General features: G+C 74.4%; 24 protein-coding genes. 13 read left to right on the top strand and 11 right to left on the bottom strand.

Annotation, left to right across the window (positions count from 1 at the left end; genetic code table 11):
* The first annotated feature begins 41 nt into the window (after positions 1 to 41).
* Entirely contained in the window at positions 42 to 392 is a 351-nt protein-coding gene (locus ABD249_RS04515; RefSeq protein WP_344340813.1) for a hypothetical protein, read from the top strand.
* Between the two features lie 91 nt (positions 393 to 483).
* Here the strand turns inward: ABD249_RS04515 and ABD249_RS04510 are convergent, their stop codons facing one another.
* Positions 484 to 1,713, bottom strand: coding sequence for a CHRD domain-containing protein (locus tag ABD249_RS04510; RefSeq protein ID WP_344340810.1), 1,230 nt, complete (start codon positions 1,711 to 1,713; stop codon positions 484 to 486).
* 256 nt (positions 1,714 to 1,969) lie between these two features.
* Here ABD249_RS04510 and ABD249_RS04505 point away from each other — a divergent pair, with 256 nt between their 5' ends.
* The 4 genes from ABD249_RS04505 (at position 1,970) to ABD249_RS04490 (ending at position 3,877) form a co-directional block, all read left to right on the top strand.
* Positions 1,970 to 2,518 (top strand): sigma-70 family RNA polymerase sigma factor, encoded by a 549-nt coding sequence (locus ABD249_RS04505; RefSeq protein WP_344340808.1) that lies wholly within the window; start codon positions 1,970 to 1,972, stop codon positions 2,516 to 2,518.
* Positions 2,511 to 3,266 carry a hypothetical protein gene (locus ABD249_RS04500; protein ID WP_344340805.1) on the top strand — a complete coding sequence of 252 codons (756 nt, stop codon included), beginning with the start codon at positions 2,511 to 2,513 and terminating at the stop codon, positions 3,264 to 3,266. The genes ABD249_RS04505 and ABD249_RS04500 overlap by 8 nt, the downstream gene beginning before the upstream one ends.
* Positions 3,267 to 3,297: 31 nt before the next feature.
* A complete protein-coding gene (locus tag ABD249_RS04495; RefSeq protein ID WP_344340803.1) occupies positions 3,298 to 3,639 on the top strand; it encodes a TraR/DksA family transcriptional regulator in 342 nt (113 codons plus the stop codon).
* A gap of 70 nt (positions 3,640 to 3,709) precedes the next feature.
* Positions 3,710 to 3,877, top strand: a complete 168-nt coding sequence (locus ABD249_RS04490; RefSeq protein ID WP_344340801.1) for a hypothetical protein — start codon at positions 3,710 to 3,712, stop codon at positions 3,875 to 3,877.
* Positions 3,878 to 3,892: 15 nt separating this feature from the next.
* Here ABD249_RS04490 and ABD249_RS04485 read toward each other — a convergent pair whose 3' ends face one another.
* The 3 genes from ABD249_RS04485 to ABD249_RS04475 all read right to left on the bottom strand — a co-directional run bounded on the left by ABD249_RS04485 (position 3,893) and on the right by ABD249_RS04475 (position 7,628).
* A complete protein-coding gene (locus ABD249_RS04485; RefSeq protein WP_344340798.1) occupies positions 3,893 to 4,108 on the bottom strand; it encodes a hypothetical protein in 216 nt (71 codons plus the stop codon).
* Between the two features lie 77 nt (positions 4,109 to 4,185).
* A complete protein-coding gene (locus ABD249_RS04480; protein ID WP_344340796.1) occupies positions 4,186 to 4,989 on the bottom strand; it encodes a M23 family metallopeptidase in 804 nt (267 codons plus the stop codon).
* Positions 4,990 to 5,057: 68 nt separating this feature from the next.
* Positions 5,058 to 7,628: an excinuclease ABC subunit UvrA gene (locus tag ABD249_RS04475; RefSeq protein ID WP_344340794.1), complete on the bottom strand. Its 2,571-nt coding sequence runs from the start codon at positions 7,626 to 7,628 to the stop codon at positions 5,058 to 5,060.
* Positions 7,629 to 7,779: 151 nt separating this feature from the next.
* On the opposite strand from ABD249_RS04475, the gene ABD249_RS04470 reads away from it, so the two are divergent.
* Entirely contained in the window at positions 7,780 to 8,961 is a 1,182-nt protein-coding gene (locus ABD249_RS04470; protein WP_344340791.1) for a N(5)-(carboxyethyl)ornithine synthase, read from the top strand.
* A gap of 21 nt (positions 8,962 to 8,982) precedes the next feature.
* Here ABD249_RS04470 and ABD249_RS04465 read toward each other — a convergent pair whose 3' ends face one another.
* Positions 8,983 to 9,816, bottom strand: a complete 834-nt coding sequence (locus tag ABD249_RS04465) for a DUF1206 domain-containing protein (RefSeq protein WP_344340789.1) — start codon at positions 9,814 to 9,816, stop codon at positions 8,983 to 8,985.
* 120 nt (positions 9,817 to 9,936) lie between these two features.
* Between ABD249_RS04465 and arfB the strand changes: the two genes are divergently transcribed.
* Positions 9,937 to 10,380 carry an alternative ribosome rescue aminoacyl-tRNA hydrolase ArfB gene (gene arfB, locus ABD249_RS04460; RefSeq protein WP_344340786.1) on the top strand — a complete coding sequence of 148 codons (444 nt, stop codon included), beginning with the start codon at positions 9,937 to 9,939 and terminating at the stop codon, positions 10,378 to 10,380.
* A 73-nt stretch (positions 10,381 to 10,453) separates the two neighbouring features.
* Entirely contained in the window at positions 10,454 to 10,612 is a 159-nt protein-coding gene (locus tag ABD249_RS04455) for a hypothetical protein (RefSeq protein WP_344340784.1), read from the top strand.
* 31 nt (positions 10,613 to 10,643) lie between these two features.
* On the opposite strand, the gene ABD249_RS04450 is transcribed toward ABD249_RS04455, so the two are convergent.
* The 3 genes from ABD249_RS04450 to ABD249_RS04440 form a co-directional block, all read right to left on the bottom strand.
* Positions 10,644 to 11,603, bottom strand: coding sequence for a GlxA family transcriptional regulator (locus ABD249_RS04450; protein ID WP_344340782.1), 960 nt, complete (start codon positions 11,601 to 11,603; stop codon positions 10,644 to 10,646).
* Positions 11,604 to 11,655: 52 nt separating this feature from the next.
* Complete coding sequence (locus tag ABD249_RS04445; protein WP_344340779.1) at positions 11,656 to 12,288, bottom strand: isochorismatase family protein; 633 nt, start codon at positions 12,286 to 12,288, stop codon at positions 11,656 to 11,658.
* Positions 12,289 to 12,406: 118 nt separating this feature from the next.
* The gene (locus ABD249_RS04440) at positions 12,407 to 12,784 is read right to left on the bottom strand and encodes a winged helix-turn-helix transcriptional regulator (RefSeq protein ID WP_344340776.1); all 378 of its coding nucleotides are present in this window, start codon (positions 12,782 to 12,784) and stop codon (positions 12,407 to 12,409) included.
* Between the two features lie 62 nt (positions 12,785 to 12,846).
* Between ABD249_RS04440 and ABD249_RS04435 the strand changes: the two genes are divergently transcribed.
* Positions 12,847 to 13,683 (top strand): SDR family oxidoreductase, encoded by an 837-nt coding sequence (locus ABD249_RS04435; RefSeq protein ID WP_344340774.1) that lies wholly within the window; start codon positions 12,847 to 12,849, stop codon positions 13,681 to 13,683.
* A 27-nt stretch (positions 13,684 to 13,710) separates the two neighbouring features.
* On the opposite strand, the gene ABD249_RS04430 is transcribed toward ABD249_RS04435, so the two are convergent.
* From ABD249_RS04430 to ABD249_RS04420, 3 genes are all read right to left on the bottom strand, one after another.
* Entirely contained in the window at positions 13,711 to 14,307 is a 597-nt protein-coding gene (locus ABD249_RS04430) for a TetR/AcrR family transcriptional regulator (protein ID WP_344340771.1), read from the bottom strand.
* Between the two features lie 105 nt (positions 14,308 to 14,412).
* The gene (locus tag ABD249_RS04425; RefSeq protein WP_344340768.1) at positions 14,413 to 14,955 is read right to left on the bottom strand and encodes an RNA polymerase sigma factor; all 543 of its coding nucleotides are present in this window, start codon (positions 14,953 to 14,955) and stop codon (positions 14,413 to 14,415) included.
* Positions 14,952 to 15,482 (bottom strand): hypothetical protein, encoded by a 531-nt coding sequence (locus ABD249_RS04420; protein ID WP_344340765.1) that lies wholly within the window; start codon positions 15,480 to 15,482, stop codon positions 14,952 to 14,954. Before ABD249_RS04420 ends, ABD249_RS04425 begins: the two co-directional genes overlap by 4 nt.
* 325 nt (positions 15,483 to 15,807) lie before the next feature.
* Between ABD249_RS04420 and ABD249_RS04415 the strand changes: the two genes are divergently transcribed.
* The 4 genes from ABD249_RS04415 to ABD249_RS04400 all read left to right on the top strand — a co-directional run bounded on the left by ABD249_RS04415 (position 15,808) and on the right by ABD249_RS04400 (position 19,449).
* On the top strand, positions 15,808 to 16,821 hold the full coding sequence (locus tag ABD249_RS04415; RefSeq protein WP_344340762.1) for a TerC family protein: 1,014 nt from the start codon (positions 15,808 to 15,810) through the stop codon (positions 16,819 to 16,821).
* A gap of 108 nt (positions 16,822 to 16,929) precedes the next feature.
* Entirely contained in the window at positions 16,930 to 17,928 is a 999-nt protein-coding gene (locus ABD249_RS04410) for an NADP-dependent oxidoreductase (protein ID WP_344340758.1), read from the top strand.
* A gap of 84 nt (positions 17,929 to 18,012) precedes the next feature.
* Positions 18,013 to 18,171 carry a hypothetical protein gene (locus ABD249_RS04405; RefSeq protein WP_344340756.1) on the top strand — a complete coding sequence of 53 codons (159 nt, stop codon included), beginning with the start codon at positions 18,013 to 18,015 and terminating at the stop codon, positions 18,169 to 18,171.
* 78 nt (positions 18,172 to 18,249) lie between these two features.
* A complete protein-coding gene (locus ABD249_RS04400) occupies positions 18,250 to 19,449 on the top strand; it encodes a cysteine desulfurase-like protein (protein ID WP_344340753.1) in 1,200 nt (399 codons plus the stop codon).
* Positions 19,450 to 19,498 lie beyond the last annotated feature (49 nt).

Genomic DNA, 19,498 nt, shown 5'->3' with positions numbered 1-19,498 from the left:
CGATCGTGGCACGGAAAACCCTATGTCGCAGGAGGATTCCGATGAGCACGTCAGGAGCCGTACGAGCGATCCGCGAGCGCGCGATGGGGCGCATGCGCGCCGAGCAGGACCCGGCCAAGGCCGTCGCGTACGCGCTCGCCGGGCTGTGGGATGCGGTGGAGGTGCTCTCGCTCGCGCTGGACGACGTCGAGCACGTGGACGCCGAGGCGCGTGCCGAGCTCGAGCATCTCGTGCGCTCGCTCCCCGCACGCCTCGCGAGCGTCGACGACGAGGGGCTCGCGACCGCTGCGGTCGCCGAGCACCTCGCGGAGGTGCTCTCGCTGCGCACGCGCGCGCACCGCGTCGAGGCGACCCCCCCCGACCAGCCCGGTCGTCGGCGCTGCGGCGCCTGAGCGCGGCGCGACCCGCTCGACCACGCGGAGGAGGGCCCGGCATGCCGCCGGGCCCTCCTGCGTGCTGCGCCCGGTCGACCCGGGCATGCGATCAGCCCTTCGCGCTGCGGCGGCGGACCACGACGATCGCGACGACCGCGATGGCCGCGAGCGCCGCGACGATCGCGACGACGATGCCGACGGGTGCGCCCGCCTCGTCGTCGTCGGCTGCCGCGGCCGGGGCGGCCTCCGCGGGCTCCGAGGCTGCCGGGGCCTGCGACGCCGACTCGGCCTCGACGGCCTCGAGCTGGCCGCGCACGACGCCGGGCAGGAAGTCGGCCGTGTGCGAGTCGCCCGTGAAGGCGGCCGGGTCGGCCTCGAGCTGCGCGAGCGAGAAGCCCGTGCCGGTGTCGACGCCGTCGGCGCTCAGGATGCCGGTGGCGAACGGCCCCTGGAGGCAGCCCTCGCTCCTGCGCTCGTCGCCGGTGCCCTCGGGGTTCGGGAACGCGATGCGCGGCGGTCCCGCAGCACCCGCGGCGGCCTCGTGGACGTGCGTCGCCGTGATGGCGGGGCTCTGGTACTCGCCCGTCACGCCCGTGAGGGTGATGGCGTAGCAGACGATCTCCTCGTCGGCGTTGATGCGCAGCTGGAAGTCGCCCGTCGCGCCCTCCTCGCCCGGAGCGGCCGAGCCGTCGCTCGCGATGACCTGGTCGGCCGTCGCGGCGACCGCGAGGGTGCTCGTGAACGTGTCGGGCTCGTCGACCTCGAGGGCGCCCTGGGCGAGCTGGCCCCGCACGACGCCGGCGGTGAAGTCGACGGTGTGCGCGTCGCTCGTGAAGCCCGCGGGGTTCGCCTCGAGCTCGGCGAGCGAGAAGCCCTCGCCGGTGTCGACCCCCTGCGCGTCGAGCACGCCGGTCGTGAACGGGCCCTGGAGGCATCCCTCGCTCACGCGCACGCCCGAGCCGTCGTCGACGGGGTTCGGGAAGGCGATGCGCGGCGGCCCGGGCTGCCCCGCCGCCGCCTCGTGGATGTGCGTCGCGGTCTCGGCGGGGCTCTGGTAGTCGCCGGTCACGCCCGTGAGGCGGATGGCGAAGCAGATGATCTCCTCGTCGGCGTTCACGCGGTACTCGAAGCGGCCGGTCGCGCCCTCCTGGCCGGGGGTCGCGACGCCGTCGTTCGACACGACCTGGTCGGCCGTCGCGGTGACGACGAACGCGCTCGTGAACTCGGCGGGCTCGGAGACGTCGGTCGCGGCGTGCGCGACGACGGGTGCGGTCATCGCGAGCGCGGCGGCTGCGACGCCGCCGATCGCGATCGCGCGGATGGATCTGCGGTCGGACATGCTGTGCTCCCTCTCGGTGGGTGCCCGCTCGGTGCGGCCTCATGAGGGGGTACGCCCGGATCGCCCCGTCCGTTCATCGAGGGCGAGGATCCGCATCCATCACGAGGATCCGCATCGGCGGATCGGATCCGTCGCGTCGGCGAACGCGGCGCCCTGCTCCGACGTACACCCTCGTGGGAGGACCGCACGGCGCGGCTACCCTGGGGAGGCGACGGTGACGATCGCGATGCCGAGGTCTGCGGCGGGACGGGGGCGCATGCGCGAGCACCGGGACGACGCCGCCGCGGGCGTCCACGCCGCTGCGAGCGACGCGCGCTTCGACGTGCGTGCGGCGTTCGCCGAGCACGGGCCTGCGCTGCTGGGCTTCGCCGTCAACGCCCTGCACGACCGTGCGCTCGCCGAGGACTGCGTGCAGGAGACCTTCCTGCGCGCCTGGCGCGCTCGCGCGTCGTTCGATCCCGCCCGAGGCAGCCTGCGGACGTGGCTGTTCGCGATCGAGCGCCGGATCGTGCTCGACGTGCACCGTGCCCACGCGCGCAGGCCGAGGCTCGTGCCTCAGGGCGAGCATCCCGAGCCCGTCGCCGACGTGCGCGATCCCCTCGAGCGGCTCGGCATGGTCGAGGCGCTCGCGCGGCTCAGCGCGCCGCAGCGCGAGGCGATCGTCGCCGTGCACCTGCACGGCCTCTCCTACGCCGAGCACGCGGCGGCGACGGGCGTGCCCGCCGCGACGCTGCGCACGCGCGTCTTCGCGGGGCTGCGAGCCCTGCGCACCACCCTCGACGAGATGGACGCCACCGATGCATGACGACACCCCGGACCGGCACGCCGAGCTCTCCGCAGCGGCGCTCGCCGGCGAGCTCACCGCGGCCGAGGAGGCCGAGCTCGCCGCGCTCGACGCCGCGAGGCCGGACGCGGAGGCGGAGCGTGCCGAGCTCGCGGCGCTCGTCGCACGGCTCGAGGGCGTCGAGGCGTGGGACGACGCCGAGCCGTCCGACCCGCTCGCGGCGCGCATCGCCGCGATCGACGACGCGGCGGACGTCGCGGCGCCCGCGCCCGCGATCGCACCCGCTCCCCCGACCGCGCCCGTGGCCGCACCGGTCTCGCTCGACGCCCGACGGCGGCGCCGACGTCGGCTGCTGCCGCTCGTCGCGGCGGCCGCGGCGTGCCTCGCGATCGGCGTCGGCATCGGGGCCGCTGCGTTCGGCGAGCGCGGCGGCGAGGACGTCGCCGGTGCGCCCGGGGCGCTCGGCGCGATCGAGGAGGTCGACTTCGTCGGCGCCCCCGCGAGCATCGCGATCGACGGCGCGGTCGTCGCCCACACCTGGGGCACCGAGACCGTCCTGACGATCGAGGGCCTCGCCGCAGGCGAGACCTACACGGTCGTCGTCGTGGGCGAGGACGGCACGGAGCACGCCTCCGGCGCCATGCTCGGCTCCGAGGTCCCCGTCGACTGCCGCCTGAACGCCGCCGTGCTGCGCGAGGACGTCGCGAGCGTCGAGATCCGCACGTCGTCGGGCGACGAGCTCGCGCACGCCGACGTCGTCGACGTGTGAGACGTCGGTGGCTCGTGCTGGACTGGATGACATGGACGAGGGCTCGCACGCATCGCGCATCGCGGCGGAGCGCGTCGTCGCGCAGGAGCGGATGACGCGGCTCGAGCAGCAGCTCGTCGAGCTGCGGGCGCTGCGGCGCGGCGAGTCGGACGACGACGAGCACGACCCGGACGGCGTGCCGCTGTCGGAGGAGTGGTCGCGGCTCGAGGGGCTGCGGGAGGCGGCGGCGCGGGCGATCGTCGAGCTCGACGCCGCGGCCGATGCCGTCGCGCGCGGCGAGGCGCCGCGCTGCGTGCGCTGCGGGGCGCCGATCCCGGCCGGCAGGCTCGCAGTGCGGCCGCAGGCGCGCACGTGCGTGGCGTGCGCGGCATGAGCGCCGAGCACGGCCGCCGGGTCGATGTCCACCCCGCGCGCTCGCGCGGGCGCATGCCTAGCGTGGTCGCATGAGCGACGAGCGCCCCACCGACCCCGACCGCGATGCCGACGACGCCCTGCTGGGCGGCACGGAGGACGCCGCGGTCGACGAGCGTGCGGAGGCGCTGCGCGACGAGGGCATCATGCCCGACGTCGCGTCCATCCGCGCCGACGAGCGCGAGCGTCCGGGCGCCTGAGGTCGGCGAGCCGGGTCAGCGCAGGTAGCGCTCGGCCTTGCGTCGCAGCGCCTCGCCGCGCGTGGGGTCGAACGTCCAGCCGGCGGTGCGTGCCGGACGACGCGTGTCCTCGCGGAGCACGTCCGTCTCGAGCGCCGCGACGTCGAGCCTGGTGGTGGAGAAGCCGAGGCGAGCGAGCTGCGTGTGGAGCGCCTCGACTGCCTGATCGCGTGTGTCGTAGTGGTCGCCCATCCTCGCAGTCTGACAGGTCGGTGGCCCGCCGCGCGCCGCGAGCGAGCGCCAGCGGGCGCGATGGCGCCGGCCGCCGCCTATGCGGAGCTTGCGATCGCGAGCTGCGAGGTCTCCTCGTTCGCGGGCACGCCGGAGCCGCGGATCGTCCAGGGCAGCCCCGCGGCACGCGCCGGGCTCGCGACGTCCTGCCGCTGGCAGTGCACGTGCGGCTCCGTCGAGTTGCCTGTGTTGCCGCACTCCCCCAGCAGGGCTCCCGCGACCACCGCGTCGCCCACGCGCACGTCGACGCTGCCGTGACGCAGATGGGCGATCGCGAAGTGCGAGCCGTCGCCGAGGCGCAGCACGACGTGGTTGCCGAGCATGCCGCGCACGCCGCGCAGCTCGCGCGGGATCGACGCGAGCACGAACCACGCCAAGCCGAGCCACGACGAGCGGCTGCGGTGGTCGCGGATGCCGTCGACGACGCGCACGACCGTCGCGTCTGCGGGGGCGTGCACGGGCCTGCCGAACGCGGGGAACCGCTCGGGCGGCAGGAACGCGGCGCCGGCCTCGCCGAACCTCGGACGCTCGACGCCCTCGGGCGCGTAGACGAGGTCGACGGCGTACGCCTGCCCGTAGCCGTGCGTGCCGTGGCTCGGCACCTTCGTCGTCGGCGAGTTGAGCGCCATCCACGGCCCGTCCACGGGGCTGTCGAGCTCGAGCGGCTCGCCACCGACGACGGGCGCGGCGAGCGACAGCATCGACGAGGCGACCATGAGCACGACGCCCGCGACGACGAGCATCGCGCCCACGATCCCCATCTCGACGACGCCGGCGACGTCGAGCGCGATGAGCGCGAGCGCCGCGAGCACGACGAGCACGCCGATCGTCTGGATGGGCATCCGAAGCCTCGCGCACAGCACCGCCATGCGCCGAGCATCCCAGCCCAGCCTGACCGCGGGCGTGGAGGTCAGCTGGCCCGCGCGACGCGTCGCCGCAGCGCCGCGGCGAGGAACGGCGCCGTCGCGCTCGCCTCCGACGCCGCGACCTCCTCGGGCGTGCCCTCGGCGACGACCATGCCACCGGCCTCGCCCGCACCCGGACCGAGGTCGACGACCCAGTCGGCCTCGGCGACGACGCGCATGTCGTGCTCGACGAGGATGACGGTGCTGCCGCCGTCGACGAGCCGCTGCAGATGGCCGAGGAGCCGATCGGCGTCGGCCGGGTGGAGGCCGGACGTGGGCTCGTCGAGCAGGTACAGGGTGTCGCCGCTGCGGGCGCGACGCAGCTCGGAGGCGAGCTTGACGCGCTGCGCCTCGCCGCCGGAGAGCTCGGGCGCGGGCTGTCCGAGCGCGACGTAGCCGAGCCCGACGTCGAGCAGCGCGTCGAGATGCCGCACGACCTCGGCGTCGTCGAAGGCCTCGCGGGCGTCGGCGACGCTCAGCGCGAGGACGTCGGCGATCGAGCGGCCGTCGAGCTCGATCTCGAGCGTCTCGGGCGAGTAGCGGGCGCCGCCGCATGCGGCGCACGGCGCCTGCACGGTCGGCAGGAAGAGCAGCTCGACCTCCATCGTGCCCTCGCCCTTGCACGTCGGGCAGCGGCCGCTCGGCTGGTTGAACGAGAAGCGACCGGCGCCGTAGCGGCGGCGACGCGCCTCGGGCGTCGCGGCGAAGAGGGTGCGCACACGATCGAAGAGGCCCGTGTAGGTCGCGACGTTCGAGCGCGACGTGCGCCCGATGGGGCGCTGGCTCACCTGCACGACGCGACGCAGCCGATCGCGCGGCCCGACGACGCGCCCCGTCGTCGGCGCCGGTCCGGGCGCGAGCAGCAGCTCGTCCGCCGCCGGCGCGGCCGTCGGCTCGTCGGCGTCCGTCCCGTCGTCCTCCGCGCCGAGCAGGTCCGGGATCGCCTGCGTCACGAGCGACGACTTGCCGGACCCCGACACGCCCGTGACGGCCGTGAGCGCGCCGATGGGGAAGCCGACGGTCAGGCCGCGGACCGTGTTGCGCGTGAGGTCGACCACCTCGAACCGCTCGTCGACCGGCCGCCGCTCGCGCAGCGGCGCTGCGGGACCGTCGACGTCGTCGAAGAGGTAGCGGCGCGTCACCGACTCCTGCGCGTCCCGCAGCCCGTCGAGCGGGCCCGAGTAGACGACGGTGCCGCCCGTGGTGCCGGCGCCCGGACCGATGTCGACGATCCAGTCCGCCGCGCGGATGACGTCGAGCGCGTGCTCGACGAAGAAGACCGAGTTGCCGGCGGCCCGCATGGCGCGCAGGATGCCGAGCAGCGCCTCGGTGTCGGCGGGATGCAAGCCCGCGGACGGCTCGTCGAGCACGAACACGACGCCGAAGAGCTGCGAGAGCACCTGCGTCGCGAGCCGCATCCGCTGCAGCTCGCCCGACGACAGCGTCGGCGTCGCGCGGTCGAGCGACAGGTAGCCGAGGCCGAGGTCGGCGAGCGGCCGGATACGCCCGAGCGCCTCCCCCGCCAGCCGCTGGGCTGCGAGGCGGCGCTCCGCCGCCATCGGCGCGGTCTCGTCCTGCGGCGACCAGTCCGGCGCGAGCGCGCGCTCGAGCAGCGCCGCGACGTCGTCGATCGGCATCGCCGAGAGCTCGGTGACGTCGCGACCCTCGAAGGTCACGGCGAGCGCCTCCGCCTTCAGCCGCCTGCCGTCGCACGCGGCGCACACGACGCTCACCATCGACTCCGCCGCGCGCTGCCGCATGCGGGCGCTCTTCGAGCCGGCGAAGGTGTCGAGCACGTAGCGCCGCACGCCGACGAACGAGCTCATGTACGACGGCTCGTCGCCCGCCTCGACGGCTGCCCAGACCTGCCGCGGCGTCAGCCCGCGATAGACGGGCACCTGCGGCGTCTCCCACGTCTGCAGCGCCCACTCGCGGCGCTCCTCGGGGATGTCGCGCCACGGCACGTCGGGGTCGTAGCCGAGCGAGACGAGGCTGTCGCGCAGCTGCTGCCCGTGCCATGCGGTCGGCCAGGCGGCGAGCGCGCCCTCGGCGATGCTCAGCGCGTCGTCGGGCACCATGCGCTCGACGGGCACGTCGTAGACGCGGCCGATGCCGTGGCAGACGGGGCACGCCCCCTCGACCGTGTTCGCCGAGAAGTCCTCCGCGAGCAGCATCGGCGCGCCCGCCGGGTACGTGCCGACGCGGGAGAGCAGCATGCGCAGCACGTTCGCGATCGTCGTCGCGCTGCCGACGGTCGAGCGCGCGCTGCCGCCGGATCGCTGCTGCGGCAGGGCGACCGCGGGCGGCAGGCCGTCGATGGCGTCGACGTCGGGCGTGCTCACCTGGCTCATGAGCCTGCGCGCGTAGGGCGCGACCGACTCGAAGTAGCGGCGCTGCGACTCGGCGTAGATCGTGCCGAACGCCAGCGAGCTCTTGCCGGACCCCGAGATGCCGGTGAACGCGACGAGCGCGTCGCGCGGGATGTCGACGTCGACCGCGCGCAGGTTGTGCGTCCTCGCTCCGCGGACGGCGACGCCGTCCGCGCCGGTGGCTCGCTCGCGCTGCGACTGCTCCACGGATCCCTCTCGTCGACGACGTCCGCCACGGCTCGGTGCACGCGGCGGTCGCATCCAGCCTGGCAGCCTCCTGAGCCCACGCCCGGCGGATGCGCTCGCGGCGTAGGCTGCGCCCAGGAGCTGCACCCGGTTCCCCGACGATGGGAACCCGATGACCGCCCCGGCTCGCACGACCGCCGACCTGCTCACCCTCGGCCTGCTCGCAGGCTCGTCGATGGAGAACGAGCAGCGGCTCCCCATCCATCCGCACCATCTCGACCGCATCGACGACGACGTGCGCGCGGCGATGATCGTCGAGCACGGCTACGGCGCCGACCTGCTGCTCGCACCCGGCTACGTCGAGTCCCGCGTGGGCAGGATGGGCACGCGCGAGGAGGTGCTCGCCGCCGCCGAGGTGCTGCTGCTGCCGAAGCCGCAGCACGACGACGTCGCCGCGATCCCCGAGGGGCGCGTGCTGTGGGGCTGGCCGCACTGCGTGCAGGACGTGGGGATGACGCAGGCCGCGATCGACCGGCGGCTCACGCTCATCGCGTTCGAGGCCATGCACCACCGCAACCGTCGCGGCGAGTACAGCCTGCACGTCTTCCACAAGAACAACGAGCTCGCCGGCTACTGCTCCGTCCTGCACGCCCTGCGCCTCGTCGGCTCGACGGGCGACTACGGCCCGCGGCTCAGCGCCGTCGTCATCGGCTTCGGCGCCACGGCGCGCGGCGCCGTCACCGCGCTGAAGGCGCACGGCGTCCACGACGTGCAGGTGCTGACGCAGCGCGACGTCGCGGCCGTGAGCGCGCCCATCCACTCGGCGAACATCGTGCAGCTCTCGACCGACGGCGGCGAGGACGGCGCGACGCACCTGAGCGAGGTGCTCACCCCCGACGGCGAGGTGCTGCTGCCCGACTTCCTCGCCTCGCACGACATCGTCGTGAACTGCACGCTGCAGGACGTCGCGGCGCCGCTGACCTACCTGCGCACCGAGGACCTCGCCGGGTTCGCGCCCGGGAGCCTCATCGTCGACGTCTCGTGCGACGAGGGCATGGGCTTCGAGTGGGCGACGCCGACGACGTTCGAAGACCCGATGCTCGTCGTCGGCGAGGGCGTGCACTACTACGCCGTCGACCACAGCCCGTCGTACCTCTGGAACTCGGCGTCCTGGGAGATCAGCGAGGCGCTGCTGCCGTTCCTGCGCACCGTGCTCGAGGGGCCGGCGTCGTGGGCCGAGGATGCGACGATCGCGCACGCGATCGAGATCCGCGACGGCGTGGTCGAGAACCCGAGCATCCTCGACTTCCAGGGCCGCGCGGCCGAGCACCCGCACGCGCGCATCGCGTCGTAGCGACCGGGAGCGCGGGGTCGGCTAGCCGTCGACGCGCGAGGGCTGCAGCCGCGCGAGGCGGGTGCGGGCGAGCAGGAAGACGCCGAACACGCCGAGGCCGACGGCGATGAGGAGCAGCAGGACCGTGCCGAGCGGCAGCTCGACGATCCAGCGCAGCGCTCCGTCGAGGCCCGTGGCACGGTGGGCGTCGCCCGTGACGACCGCCGTGACGACGACGACGCCGACGATGCCGAGCGCGACGCCCTTCGCGACGTAGCCGATGGTGCCGAGCAGCAGCACGACGCCGCGCATCCGGCCGCCGGGCAGCCGGATGAGCCTCGCGAAGGTGCCCCGCACGCCGATGCTCGCGAACCCGATGCCCACGCCGAGGAAGGCGCAGCCGACGCCGAGCAGGATGACGACGCCGGGCTCGCTGCGCAGCAGCGCGTCCGCGAGGCGCGCGACGTCGGCCGAGCTCGGACCGGAGGCGCCGAGGGCGACGAGCAGGGCGCTCGAGCCGAGCACGAGGTAGACGACGCCCTTGGCGGCCTCGACGACGCGCTGCCCCCAGCGCCGCAGGCGATGCGGCTCCTCGACGAGCACGAGCGCCTGCGTCACCTGCCACAGGCCGAGGGCGAGGAGTCCGACGACCGCCGCCCACAGCAGCACGACGCCGAGCGGCGTGCTCGCGAGCTGATGCAGCACGCCCGACTGGTCGACGGAGGCGTCGTCGGCGTCGCCGAGCGCGAGGCGGATCGCGATGCCGGCGAGCAGCAGGTGGAGGAGGCCGTTGAGCGCGAAGCCCGAGCGTGCGACGCGGCGGAAGCGGCGGATGCTCGTGCGCGGCAGCGGCGAGGCGGTGCGCGCAGGCGTCATCCCTCGTCCCTCCCGTCGGCGTGGCGCCGCGCCGATGGGTTCGCGGCGGGCTCCGGCAGAGACTACGCGTCGCAGCAGCCACGAGGCGCGAGCGCGCGAGGCGTGCGGCATGCTCGAGGGATGGACGACCTCGTCGTGGCTCCGGGCCCGGGTGCGCCGCGCGGCCTGCGCATCCCGGCGACCGAGCTCGACGAGCAGTTCTCCCGCTCCTCCGGTCCCGGCGGCCAGGGCGTGAACACGGCCGACTCGCGCGTGCAGCTGCGCATCGACCTCGCCACGACGACGGCACTGAGCGACGTGCAGCGCGCGCGGGTGCTCGATCGGCTCGCGCCGCGGCTGGCCGGGACGGTGCTGACGATCGCGGCCGAGGAGCATCGCTCGCAGCGGCAGAACCGCGTCGCCGCGCGGCAGCGCCTCGCGACCCTGCTGCGCGACGCCGTCGCACCGCCCGTCCCCCGCCGGGCGACGCGACCCACGCTCGGCTCGCGCCGTCGACGGCTCGACGAGAAGCGCAGGCGGGGCGAGACGAAGCGCCACCGCGGCCGGCCCGGATCCGACGGCTGAGCGTCGACCGGACGCGCCGCGCGGTCGGCGCAACGGGTCGCGCACGATCGAGCGACGGAGGATCGTGTCCGTCATGAGCGACACCATCAGCGGCAGCATCGGCGATCCCACCGAGTCCGACCCCGACTTCGCGACGGACCCCGCGACCGAGGAGCCCGTCGCCGACGGCCCCGAGGGTGCGCCCGGCACCGACGAGATCGAGCCCGAGGAGTACGCCTCGCCGACGGCGTAGTCGCGGGCGAGCCGCGGTCGAGCCGCGGTCGTCAGGCCGCCGGCGAGCGGGCGTCGAACCGGCGCCGGTAGCTCGACGGGGTGCTGCCGAACGCGGCGACGAAGCGCTGGCGGAGGGTCACGGGGCTGCCGAAGCCGCATGACGCCGCGATCTCGTCGATCGGCAGGTCGGTCGTCTCGAGCAGGCGCCGCGCCTCGTCGAGCCGTCGCGACCGCACCCACGCCGCGGGCGTCCCGCCCGTCGCGACGCGGAAGGCGCGCACGAACGTCCGCCGGCTCATGTGCGCGGCGGCGGCGAGCCGCTCGACGCTCAGGTCGTCGGCCAGGTGCTCGAGCGCCCACGCCGACGCGACGGCGACGGGATCGGTCGTGGGGCGCTCAGGCGCCATCGGTCGCTCGACGAACTGCGCCTGCCCGCCCTCGCGGTGCGGTGCGACGACGAGGCTGCGCGCGACGCGGTTCGCGGCCTCCGCCCCCAGCCGCGTGCGCACGACGTGCAGGCAGGCGTCGAGCCCCGACGCCGTGCCCGCCGAGGTCAGCACGTCGCCATGGTCGACGTACAGGGCGGACGGATCGACCTCGACCAGCGGATGCCGCTCGCCCAGCGCGTCGGCGGCGAGCCAGTGCGTCACGGCGCGGCGGCCCTGCAGCACGCCGAGGTCGGCGATCGCGATCGCGCCGAGGCACAGGCCCGCGAGCGTCGCGCCGCGCGCGCGCGCAGCGAGGAGCGCACGGCGCAGCCCGGGGCCGGGCGGCGGCCCGTCGACGGCCCACGAGGGCACGACCACGAGGTCCGCGTCGGCGGCGGCGGCGAGCCCCGCGACCCTGCCGATCGCGTAGCCCTCGTCCGTGCGCACCGAGCCCGCGCGATCCGAGAACAGCGTCGTGCTCCAGTCGGCGAGCCCGAGCCGGGCCACCTCGTCGAAGACCATCTGGGGCACCGCGAGGTGGAACGTCGTGATGCCGTCGAAGGCGTAGATCGCGATCCGCATGCCTGCCTCCCGTGGCCTGGTCGCAGCGTGGGTCTGCTCGTCGCAGCGTGGGTCAGGCCGCGGCTGCCGCGCCCTGCATCGCCGAGGTCACGAGGTCGCTGCCGGCGATCGGCGAGGACGCGGCCACGGCCTCAGACCACGCCGACGTCGTCGAGACGGCCGCGAAGTTCGAGTGCAGCAGCACCATGAGCGTCTCGTGCACCTGCCTGGCGGAGACGGTCCCCGCCTCGTTCGAGAGGTGGATCGCCCCGGTCGCGTCCGAGAGCACCTCGACGGCGAGGCCGAGGGGCTCGGCGGCCGCGGCGGAGCCGAGGACGCAGTTGTTCGTCATGAAGCCCACGAGGGCGACGGTGTCGACCTCGCGCTCGCGCAGCCACGCGACGAGGGCCTCGTCGGCGAAGACGCTCGCGACGGTCTTCGTGCTGCGCAGCCACTCGGGCCGCTCGCGCTCGGCGACGCCCGGGTGCAGGCGCCAGCCGTCGGAGCCCTCGGCGAAGATCGGCGCGCCCGCGGGCAGCTGGTGCTGCACGGCGACGATCGGCAGACCGGCAGCCTCGGCCGCGTCGATCGCGGCGGCGACGTTGGCCGCCGCGACGTCGCGATCGGGATGCTGGACGGCGAGCGGGCCGTCGAAGTAGTCCTGCTGCACGTCGATGACGACGAGTGCGCGGCGGGGCTGGGTCATGGCGATCCTCCTTCGATGCCGCCGAGCGGCGACCCCCTCAGCCTCGCGCGTCGCCGCGCTCGTCGCGAGGGGCACGTGCGACGTCGACCGATGGGATCGGGCCACGCTCGCGGGTTCCCTACGAGCGGCCGGCCACGGCGACCTCGCGCTGCTCGGCCACCTCGTCGGGGTCGGGCGGCAGCGGCACGGTCACGGCCCACGCATCCATCGCCTGCAGCACGGGCTCGAGGCTGCGCCCGAGGTCCGTCAGCTCGTAGACGACGCGCGGCGGGATCTCGGCGTGGACCGTGCGAGTGACGATGCCGTGCGTCTCGAACGTCCGCAGGCGGCGCGTGAGGGTGTGGGCGCTGATGCCCTCGAGGCCCTCGCGCAGCTCGGTGAAGCGCGCGGGACCGAGCAGGAGGTTGCGGACGATGAGCGTCGCCCACGGACCCTCGAGCAGCGAGAGGAAGCGTGCGACGCCGCAGTCCGGCCAGGGTGCGCAGGAGAACGACATGGCAGCAGGCTACCGAGTCGGTGCAGTTGATGTAACCGATGCATCGCATGCACCATCGGAGCATGACCTCACTCATCCACGGCGCCAACGGCGCTCAGGGCGGCCCTGTCGCCGCCGTCCTCCGCGCATCCGGCACCACCGTCCACGCCGCCGTGCGCGACGCCGCCGCCTACCGCGGCGACCACCACCCCGTCCAGGTCGACCTCGCCTCGGCCGACTCGCTCGAGCAGGCCTACCGCGGCGTCGACGGCGTCTTCGTGCACCTGCCCGTCGGCGCACCCGACGTGCAGCTCGCGCACGCGCACGCCATCGTCGCCGCCGTCGCGGCCGCACGCCCCGGTCGCGTCGTCGTCTCCACGAGCGGCTACGCCACGACCGCGGGCACGCCGGTCGGCGAGCTCGTCGAGGGCATCGAGCGCACGGGCGTCTCGCTCGCCGTCGTCGCGCCGCGGCTCTTCCTCGAGAACCTGCTGCTGCCGACGGTCGTCGCCCCCGTGCGCGCCGACGGCGTCCTCCGCTACCCCATCCGAGCCGACTACCGCGTCTCGTGGGCGTCGCACCTCGACGTCGCGGACGTCGTCGCGCGCCTCCTGACCGACCACGCCGTGACGGGCGTCGTGGGCGTCGGCGCCCTGCCCGGCCTGCTCGGCACCGACCTCGCCGCCGGCTTCGCCGCCCACCTGCGCCACGACGTGACGTTCGAGCCGCAGGACGTCGACGCCTTCGGCGCCTCGATCGAGCCGATGTTCGGCGCCGAGGGCGCCGCCCCCGTCGTCGACTCGTACCGCTGGCGCGCCGAGCAGCCCGACGAGCTCGTCGACGAGGCCACGAGCGCGCAGCGCCTGCTCGGCCTCGAGCCGCGCACCGTCGAGGCCTGGCTGGGCGACCTGGGCGTCTGACGCCCCGGGCCCGCGCGACGCGCCGGGTCAGGCGAGCAGCACCTCGACCTGCCCGGCGACGTCGCGCACCAGCGCCTCGTTCGAGGCCCCGGCGTTCGCGGTGGATGCGAGGGTGACGAGCATGATCGCCGAGACGATGTGCGCGAGCGCCGCCGCGCGGACCGCGGCGTGCCCGTGCCGTTCGAGCACGGCCGCGATGGCCGCCTCGGTCGCCGCCGTGTGGCCGAGCGCGGCGCGGTGGTGCGGCTCGGTGGGATCGCCGAAGACGATCTCGCGCAGGTAGGTGCGCCCGTTGTCGACCTGCGTGCGATTGCACGCGACGATCGGGCGCACGATGGCGAGGATCGCGCCCAGCGCGTCGTCGACGTCGGCGGCCGCCGCGATGCCGCGCTCGAGGGCGAGCTCGTAGGCGGAGTTCTGCACGAGCAGCAGGAGCTCGCCCTTCGTCCTCGCGTAGAGGAAGAGGGTGCCCGCACCGATGTCGGCGCGCTCGGCGATCTCCTGGGTCGTGACGTCGTCGATCCCGCGATCGGCGAGGAGCTCGCTCGCGGCCTCGACGATGCGCCGCAGCTTCTCCTGCTTGCCCCGCTCCCGCCGACCGGGCGCCGAGGAGACGGATGCCATCGCCTGCCCTTCCTGCCGAGGTGAACGGACTCGCAAGCGACTCTAGCCATCGTGCCGTGCGGGCTCGACGCCATCGTCCAGGCGCGCGCCGCATGATCGGGCGGCTCAGCGCGGCACGTCCGACAGCGTCTCGGCGAGCTGCGCCTGCAACGTCGCTCGCGCGCGGGCGTGCCTGCTGCGCACGGTCGCGGCGTTGAGCCCGAGCAGCCGCGCCGCCTCGGCGAGCGTGAAGCCGTCCCAGTAGACGAGGCGAATGATCTCGCGATCTCCCTCCCGCAGCGTCTCGATCGCCGCCCGCAGCTCCTCGAAGTCGTCCGCGGGAGCCTGCACGATCGCCTCGCGCACCTCGAGCGCGAGCCGCTCCCCCAGGCTGCGGCTGCGCCGCACCGACCGTCGATGCTGCGAGAGCACCTTGCGGGCGACGCCGAACATCCACATCCGCGCCTCGGTGGGATCGAGCGGCACCGCGCCCTCCCGACGCCAGACGACGACGAGCGTCTCGCCCAGCAGGTCGGCGGCGTCCTCGGGCGATGCGACGCGACGCAGCAGGTAGTCGAGCACGCGCGGCGCCTCGCGCGCCACGAGCGCGGCGATGCGCGCCGAGCCCGGCGCGCCGTCGACATCCGTCGGCCGGCTGCGAGCGCTCAATGCAGCGCTCCCGTGCACGTCGACGTCATGCCCATGCCGCCGTCCGTGAAGATGTCGGGCGCGCCCGCGAGGAGGACGTCGTTCTCGGCCTGCGCCCACGGCGACACGCGCCCCTCGTCCTCGTACCGCAGCGCGAGGTCGTAGACGCGCTGGCCGACGCCCGACCAGTCCTGCGCGGCGAAGTACGCGACGGCCTCGAGGTTCGTCTCGACGTAGTCGGTCTCGCCGTTGAACAGGTCGACCTCGCACGCGATCGACGTGCCGGTGTCGGTCACGTACGTCATGGGGATCGTGAGGTCGGGCACCTGGCGCACGTCCGTGCCGCCGGTGAAGACGAGGGCGCCGGGGATGATCGCGAGCGCCGGCAGCGCCACGATCGCGACGCGTCGCCGCGCACGTCGCCTGCCGTGCGCGACGGCTCGCGCCCGCTCGGCCATCCGATCGATCTCGATGCGCACGGCGGCGTCCGCCGCGACCGTGGTGGGTGCGCTGCTGCGCAGCAGCCGGGTGATGCTCGCGTCGTCCATCGTGGACCCCTTCGTTCGCTCTACCCCGTACGTGGCCGGCTGCGACCGAAGCGTTGCACGCCGGCGGTCGTCCGCGTGGGCGTGTCGTCGTGCTCGCGTCGACGCGGCGGCCCGCCGACCGCCGTGTCCCCCGCGTCCCGCACCGACTGCGCGCCCCTCGGCGCGTTTGCTATCCTGGGTGCAGCAAGGGGAGTACTCCCGTCTGCGGCGAACCCGTCATTCCGAGCGCTTGCGCTCCGGGTCGTCGGTCCCGCGTCGACGTCGTCGATGCGGGGCGGAGGAGACCTTGGTGTCCGATACGCACACCAACCCCTGGAGCATCTCCATGCAGGTCACACCCATGGTCTGGGTCATCACGATCGCGGTCACGATCGCGTTCTTCGTCTACGAGTTCTTCGCGCACGTGCGCAAGCCGCACGAGCCGACGATCGGCGAGTCCGCGCGCTGGTCGGCGTTCTACGTCGGGCTGGCGCTGCTGTTCGGCGTCGGCATCGGCGTGACGAACGGCTGGACGTTCGGTGGCGAGTACTTCGCCGGCTACCTGACCGAGAAGGCGCTGTCGCTCGACAACCTCTTCCTCTTCATCGTCATCATGACCGGCTTCGCCGTGCCGAGGATCTACCAGCAGAAGGTGCTGATGATCGGCATCGTCATCGCGCTCATCATGCGCGGCGGGTTCATCGCGGTCGGTGCGGCGCTCATCGAGAGCTTCTCGTGGGTGTTCTACCTCTTCGGCGCGCTCCTCTTCGTGCTCGCCTGGCAGCAGCTGAAGGGCGATCACGGCGACCCGGCCGACAACGCCTTCATGCGCCTCGTCCGCCGCATCCTCCCCGTCACCGACGAGTACCACGAGGATCGCCTCGTCGTCCGGAAGGACGGCCGGCGCTTCGTCACGCCGATGCTGCTCACGATCCTCGCGATCGGATTCATCGACCTGCTGTTCGCGCTCGACTCGATCCCCGCCATCTACGGCCTGACCGAGGAGGCCTACATCGTCTTCACGGCCAACGCGTTCGCGCTCATGGGCCTGCGGCAGCTGTACTTCCTCATCGGCGGGCTGCTCGAGCGACTCATCTACCTCGGCCAGGGGCTCGCGGCGATCCTCGGCTTCATCGCCGTGAAGCTCGTGCTCCACGCGCTCCACGTCAACGAGGTGCCGTTCATCAACGGCGGCCAGCCCGTCGAGTGGGCGCCGGAGATCCCGATCTGGCTGTCGCTCGCCTTCATCGGCACGACGATCGCGGTCGCGACGGTCGCGAGCCTCGTCGCGACCCGCGGCGGGCGCGCCCCCGGCGGTCACGCACGCGAGGTCGAGGAGCATTCCGACGCGAGCGCCTGACGCCCGAGGGCGAGGTGCGGCACGGCGCAGGCGGGACACCCGCCTGCGCCGTGCCCGTTCCGTGAGTACACTCATTCCTGAGCACGATCACCGAGCAGGGAGTGCAGCATGCGAGCGTTCGCCGTCACGCGCTACGGGCAGCCGATGACCGAGATCGACGCGGCCGAGCCCGTCGTCGGCGAGGACGACGTGCTCATCCGCGTCGAGGCCGCAGGTCTCAACCACATCGACGAGCGGATCCGCAGCGGCGACTTCCGGCAGATCCTCCCCTACCGGCTGCCGCAGGTGCTCGGCGCGGACGTCGCGGGCACCGTCGTGCGCGTCGGCGCCCGCGTGCGCGACCTGCAGCCGGGCGACGCAGTGTTCGCGAGCCCGGCCTCGGCACGCATCGGCGCCTTCGCCGAGCGCATCGCCGTGCGCGCGAGCGAGGTCGCTCCCCGCCCCGCATCCGTCGACGTCGTCGAGGCCGGATCGCTGCCGCTCGTCGCCCTCACGGCCTGGCAGGCGCTCGTCGAGCGCGGCCGGGTGCAGCCGGGCCAGCGCGTGCTCGTGCACGCGGGCGCCGGCGGCGTCGGCACCATCGCCATCCAGCTCGCGAAGCATCTCGGCGCGACGGTGGCGACGACCGCGAGCGCCGCGAACGCCGACCTCGTGCGTTCGCTGGGCGCCGACGTCGTCATCGACTACCGCTCGGAGGACTTCGGCGCCATCCTCCACGACTACGACCTCGTCCTCGACAGCCTCGGCGGCGAGAACCTCGAGCGCTCGCTGCGCGTGCTCCGGCCCGGCGGCATCGCGATCGGCATCGCGGGACCGCCCGATCCCGCCTTCGCGCGCAGCCAGGGGCTTCCGCTGCCCGTGCGGCTCGTCATCCGCGTGCTGAGCGCTCGGATCCGCAGGCTCGCGCGACGCCTGGGCGTGCGCTACGAGTTCCTCTTCATGCGTGCCGACGGCGCGCAGCTGCGCGAGATCGCGGCGCTCGTGGATGCCGGCGTCATCCGCCCGATCGTCGACCGGGTCGTCGACCTCGACGACGTCCCGAGCGCCGTCGAGGGACTCGGATCGGGCGGCGGGCGCGGCAAGCGCGTCGTACGCGTGGCGGGCTGAGGCCGAGATCCCGGCGAGGGTGAGGGCGGACGGCCCGACGCAACCCGGTTGCCTGCAGGCGTGCACGCGACGAGCCTCGAGCGCATGACGGACTCGACGCACGACGACCTCCCGAACGACCCCGCCGCACCGGGCGACGACGAGACCCTGCTGCCGGACTCGGCGCCGCGCAGCGGCCCGCTCGCACCCTCCGACGACCCCGACGGCGACGACGACGAGTCGACGGTCGGCAGCCCTCCGTGAGGATCGCGCGACGCTCGTAGGGTGGCCTCGGGGCCCGACGCCGGGCCCCGACCGCCGCCCACGACCGTCAGGACCCCGATGCCGCTCGACGTCGCCTCCCTCCGCGCCCGCTTCCCGTCCCTCGGCTCGGGCATCGCCCACTTCGACGGACCCGGCGGCACGCAGACGCCCGCGATCGTCGGCCAGGCGATCGCTGGCGTGCTGTCGCGGCCGCTGTCGATCCGCGGCACGGGCATCGAGAGCGAGCAGAACGCCGAGGATGCCGTCGTCGGCTTCCGCAGCGCGGTCGCGGACCTCGTCGGCGGCGACCCGCGCGGCATCGTGTTCGGACGGTCGGCGACGCAGATCACCTACGACTTCTCGCGACACCTCGCGAAGACGTGGGGCCCCGGCGACGAGATCGTCGTGTCGCAGCTCGACCACGACGCCAACGTCCGGCCGTGGGTGCAGGCCGCCGAGGCCGTCGGCGCGACAGTGCGCTGGCTCGCGCTCGATCCCGCGACCGCCGACCTGCGGCTCGACGAGCTCGACGAGGTCGTCACCGAGCGCACGCGCCTCGTCGCCGTGACGGCAGCGTCGAACCTGCTGGGCACGCGCCCGCAGGTCGCGCGCATCGCCGAGCGCGCCCATGCGGTCGGCGCGCTCGTCCACGTCGACGGCGTGCACCACGCCGCGCACGCGAGCATCGACGTCGACGCGCTCGGCGCCGACCTCTACGTCTGCTCGGCGTACAAGCTCTTCGGGCCGCACTGCGCCGCGCTCGCCGCCTCGCCCGCGCTGCTCGAGACGATCGTGCCCGACAAGCTCGTGCCGTCGACCGACGTCGTGCCCGAGCGCTTCGAGCTCGGCACGCTGCCCTACGAGATCCTCGCGGGCGTCACGGCCGCCGTCGACTTCACGGCGTCGATCTCGTCGGCCGAGGGATCGCGCCGTGCGCGCCTCGCCGACGCGCACGCGCTCGTCGACGCGCACGAGCTGCGGATGCGCGACCGGCTCGAGGCGGGCCTCGCCCACCTGGGCGACCGCGTCACGGTGCACTCCATCGCCCGAGACCGCACGCCCACGATCTTCCTGACGCCCCACGGCATCCCCGCCGACGCGCTGTCGCGCACGCTGCGCACGCGCGGCATCCTCGCCCCAGCCGGCTCCTTCTACGCGCACGAGACCTTCCGCGCGCTCGCCACGGGCGCGGAGGGCGGGCTGCGCGTCGGCATCGCCGCCTACACCGACGACGAGGACGTCGACCGACTGCTCACCGCGCTCGACGAGCTCGTCTGACCCGGGGTCGCCTCCGGGCGACGCACCCGGGTCGGCGCGGCCGGCGTCG

Origin of the sequence: Agrococcus versicolor, assembly GCF_039531815.1 — a bacterium.
GTDB lineage: Bacteria > Actinomycetota > Actinomycetes > Actinomycetales > Microbacteriaceae > Agrococcus > Agrococcus versicolor.
The sequence above is the reverse complement of the archived record's forward strand: the minus strand, read 5'-3'. Positions and strand labels throughout refer to the sequence as shown.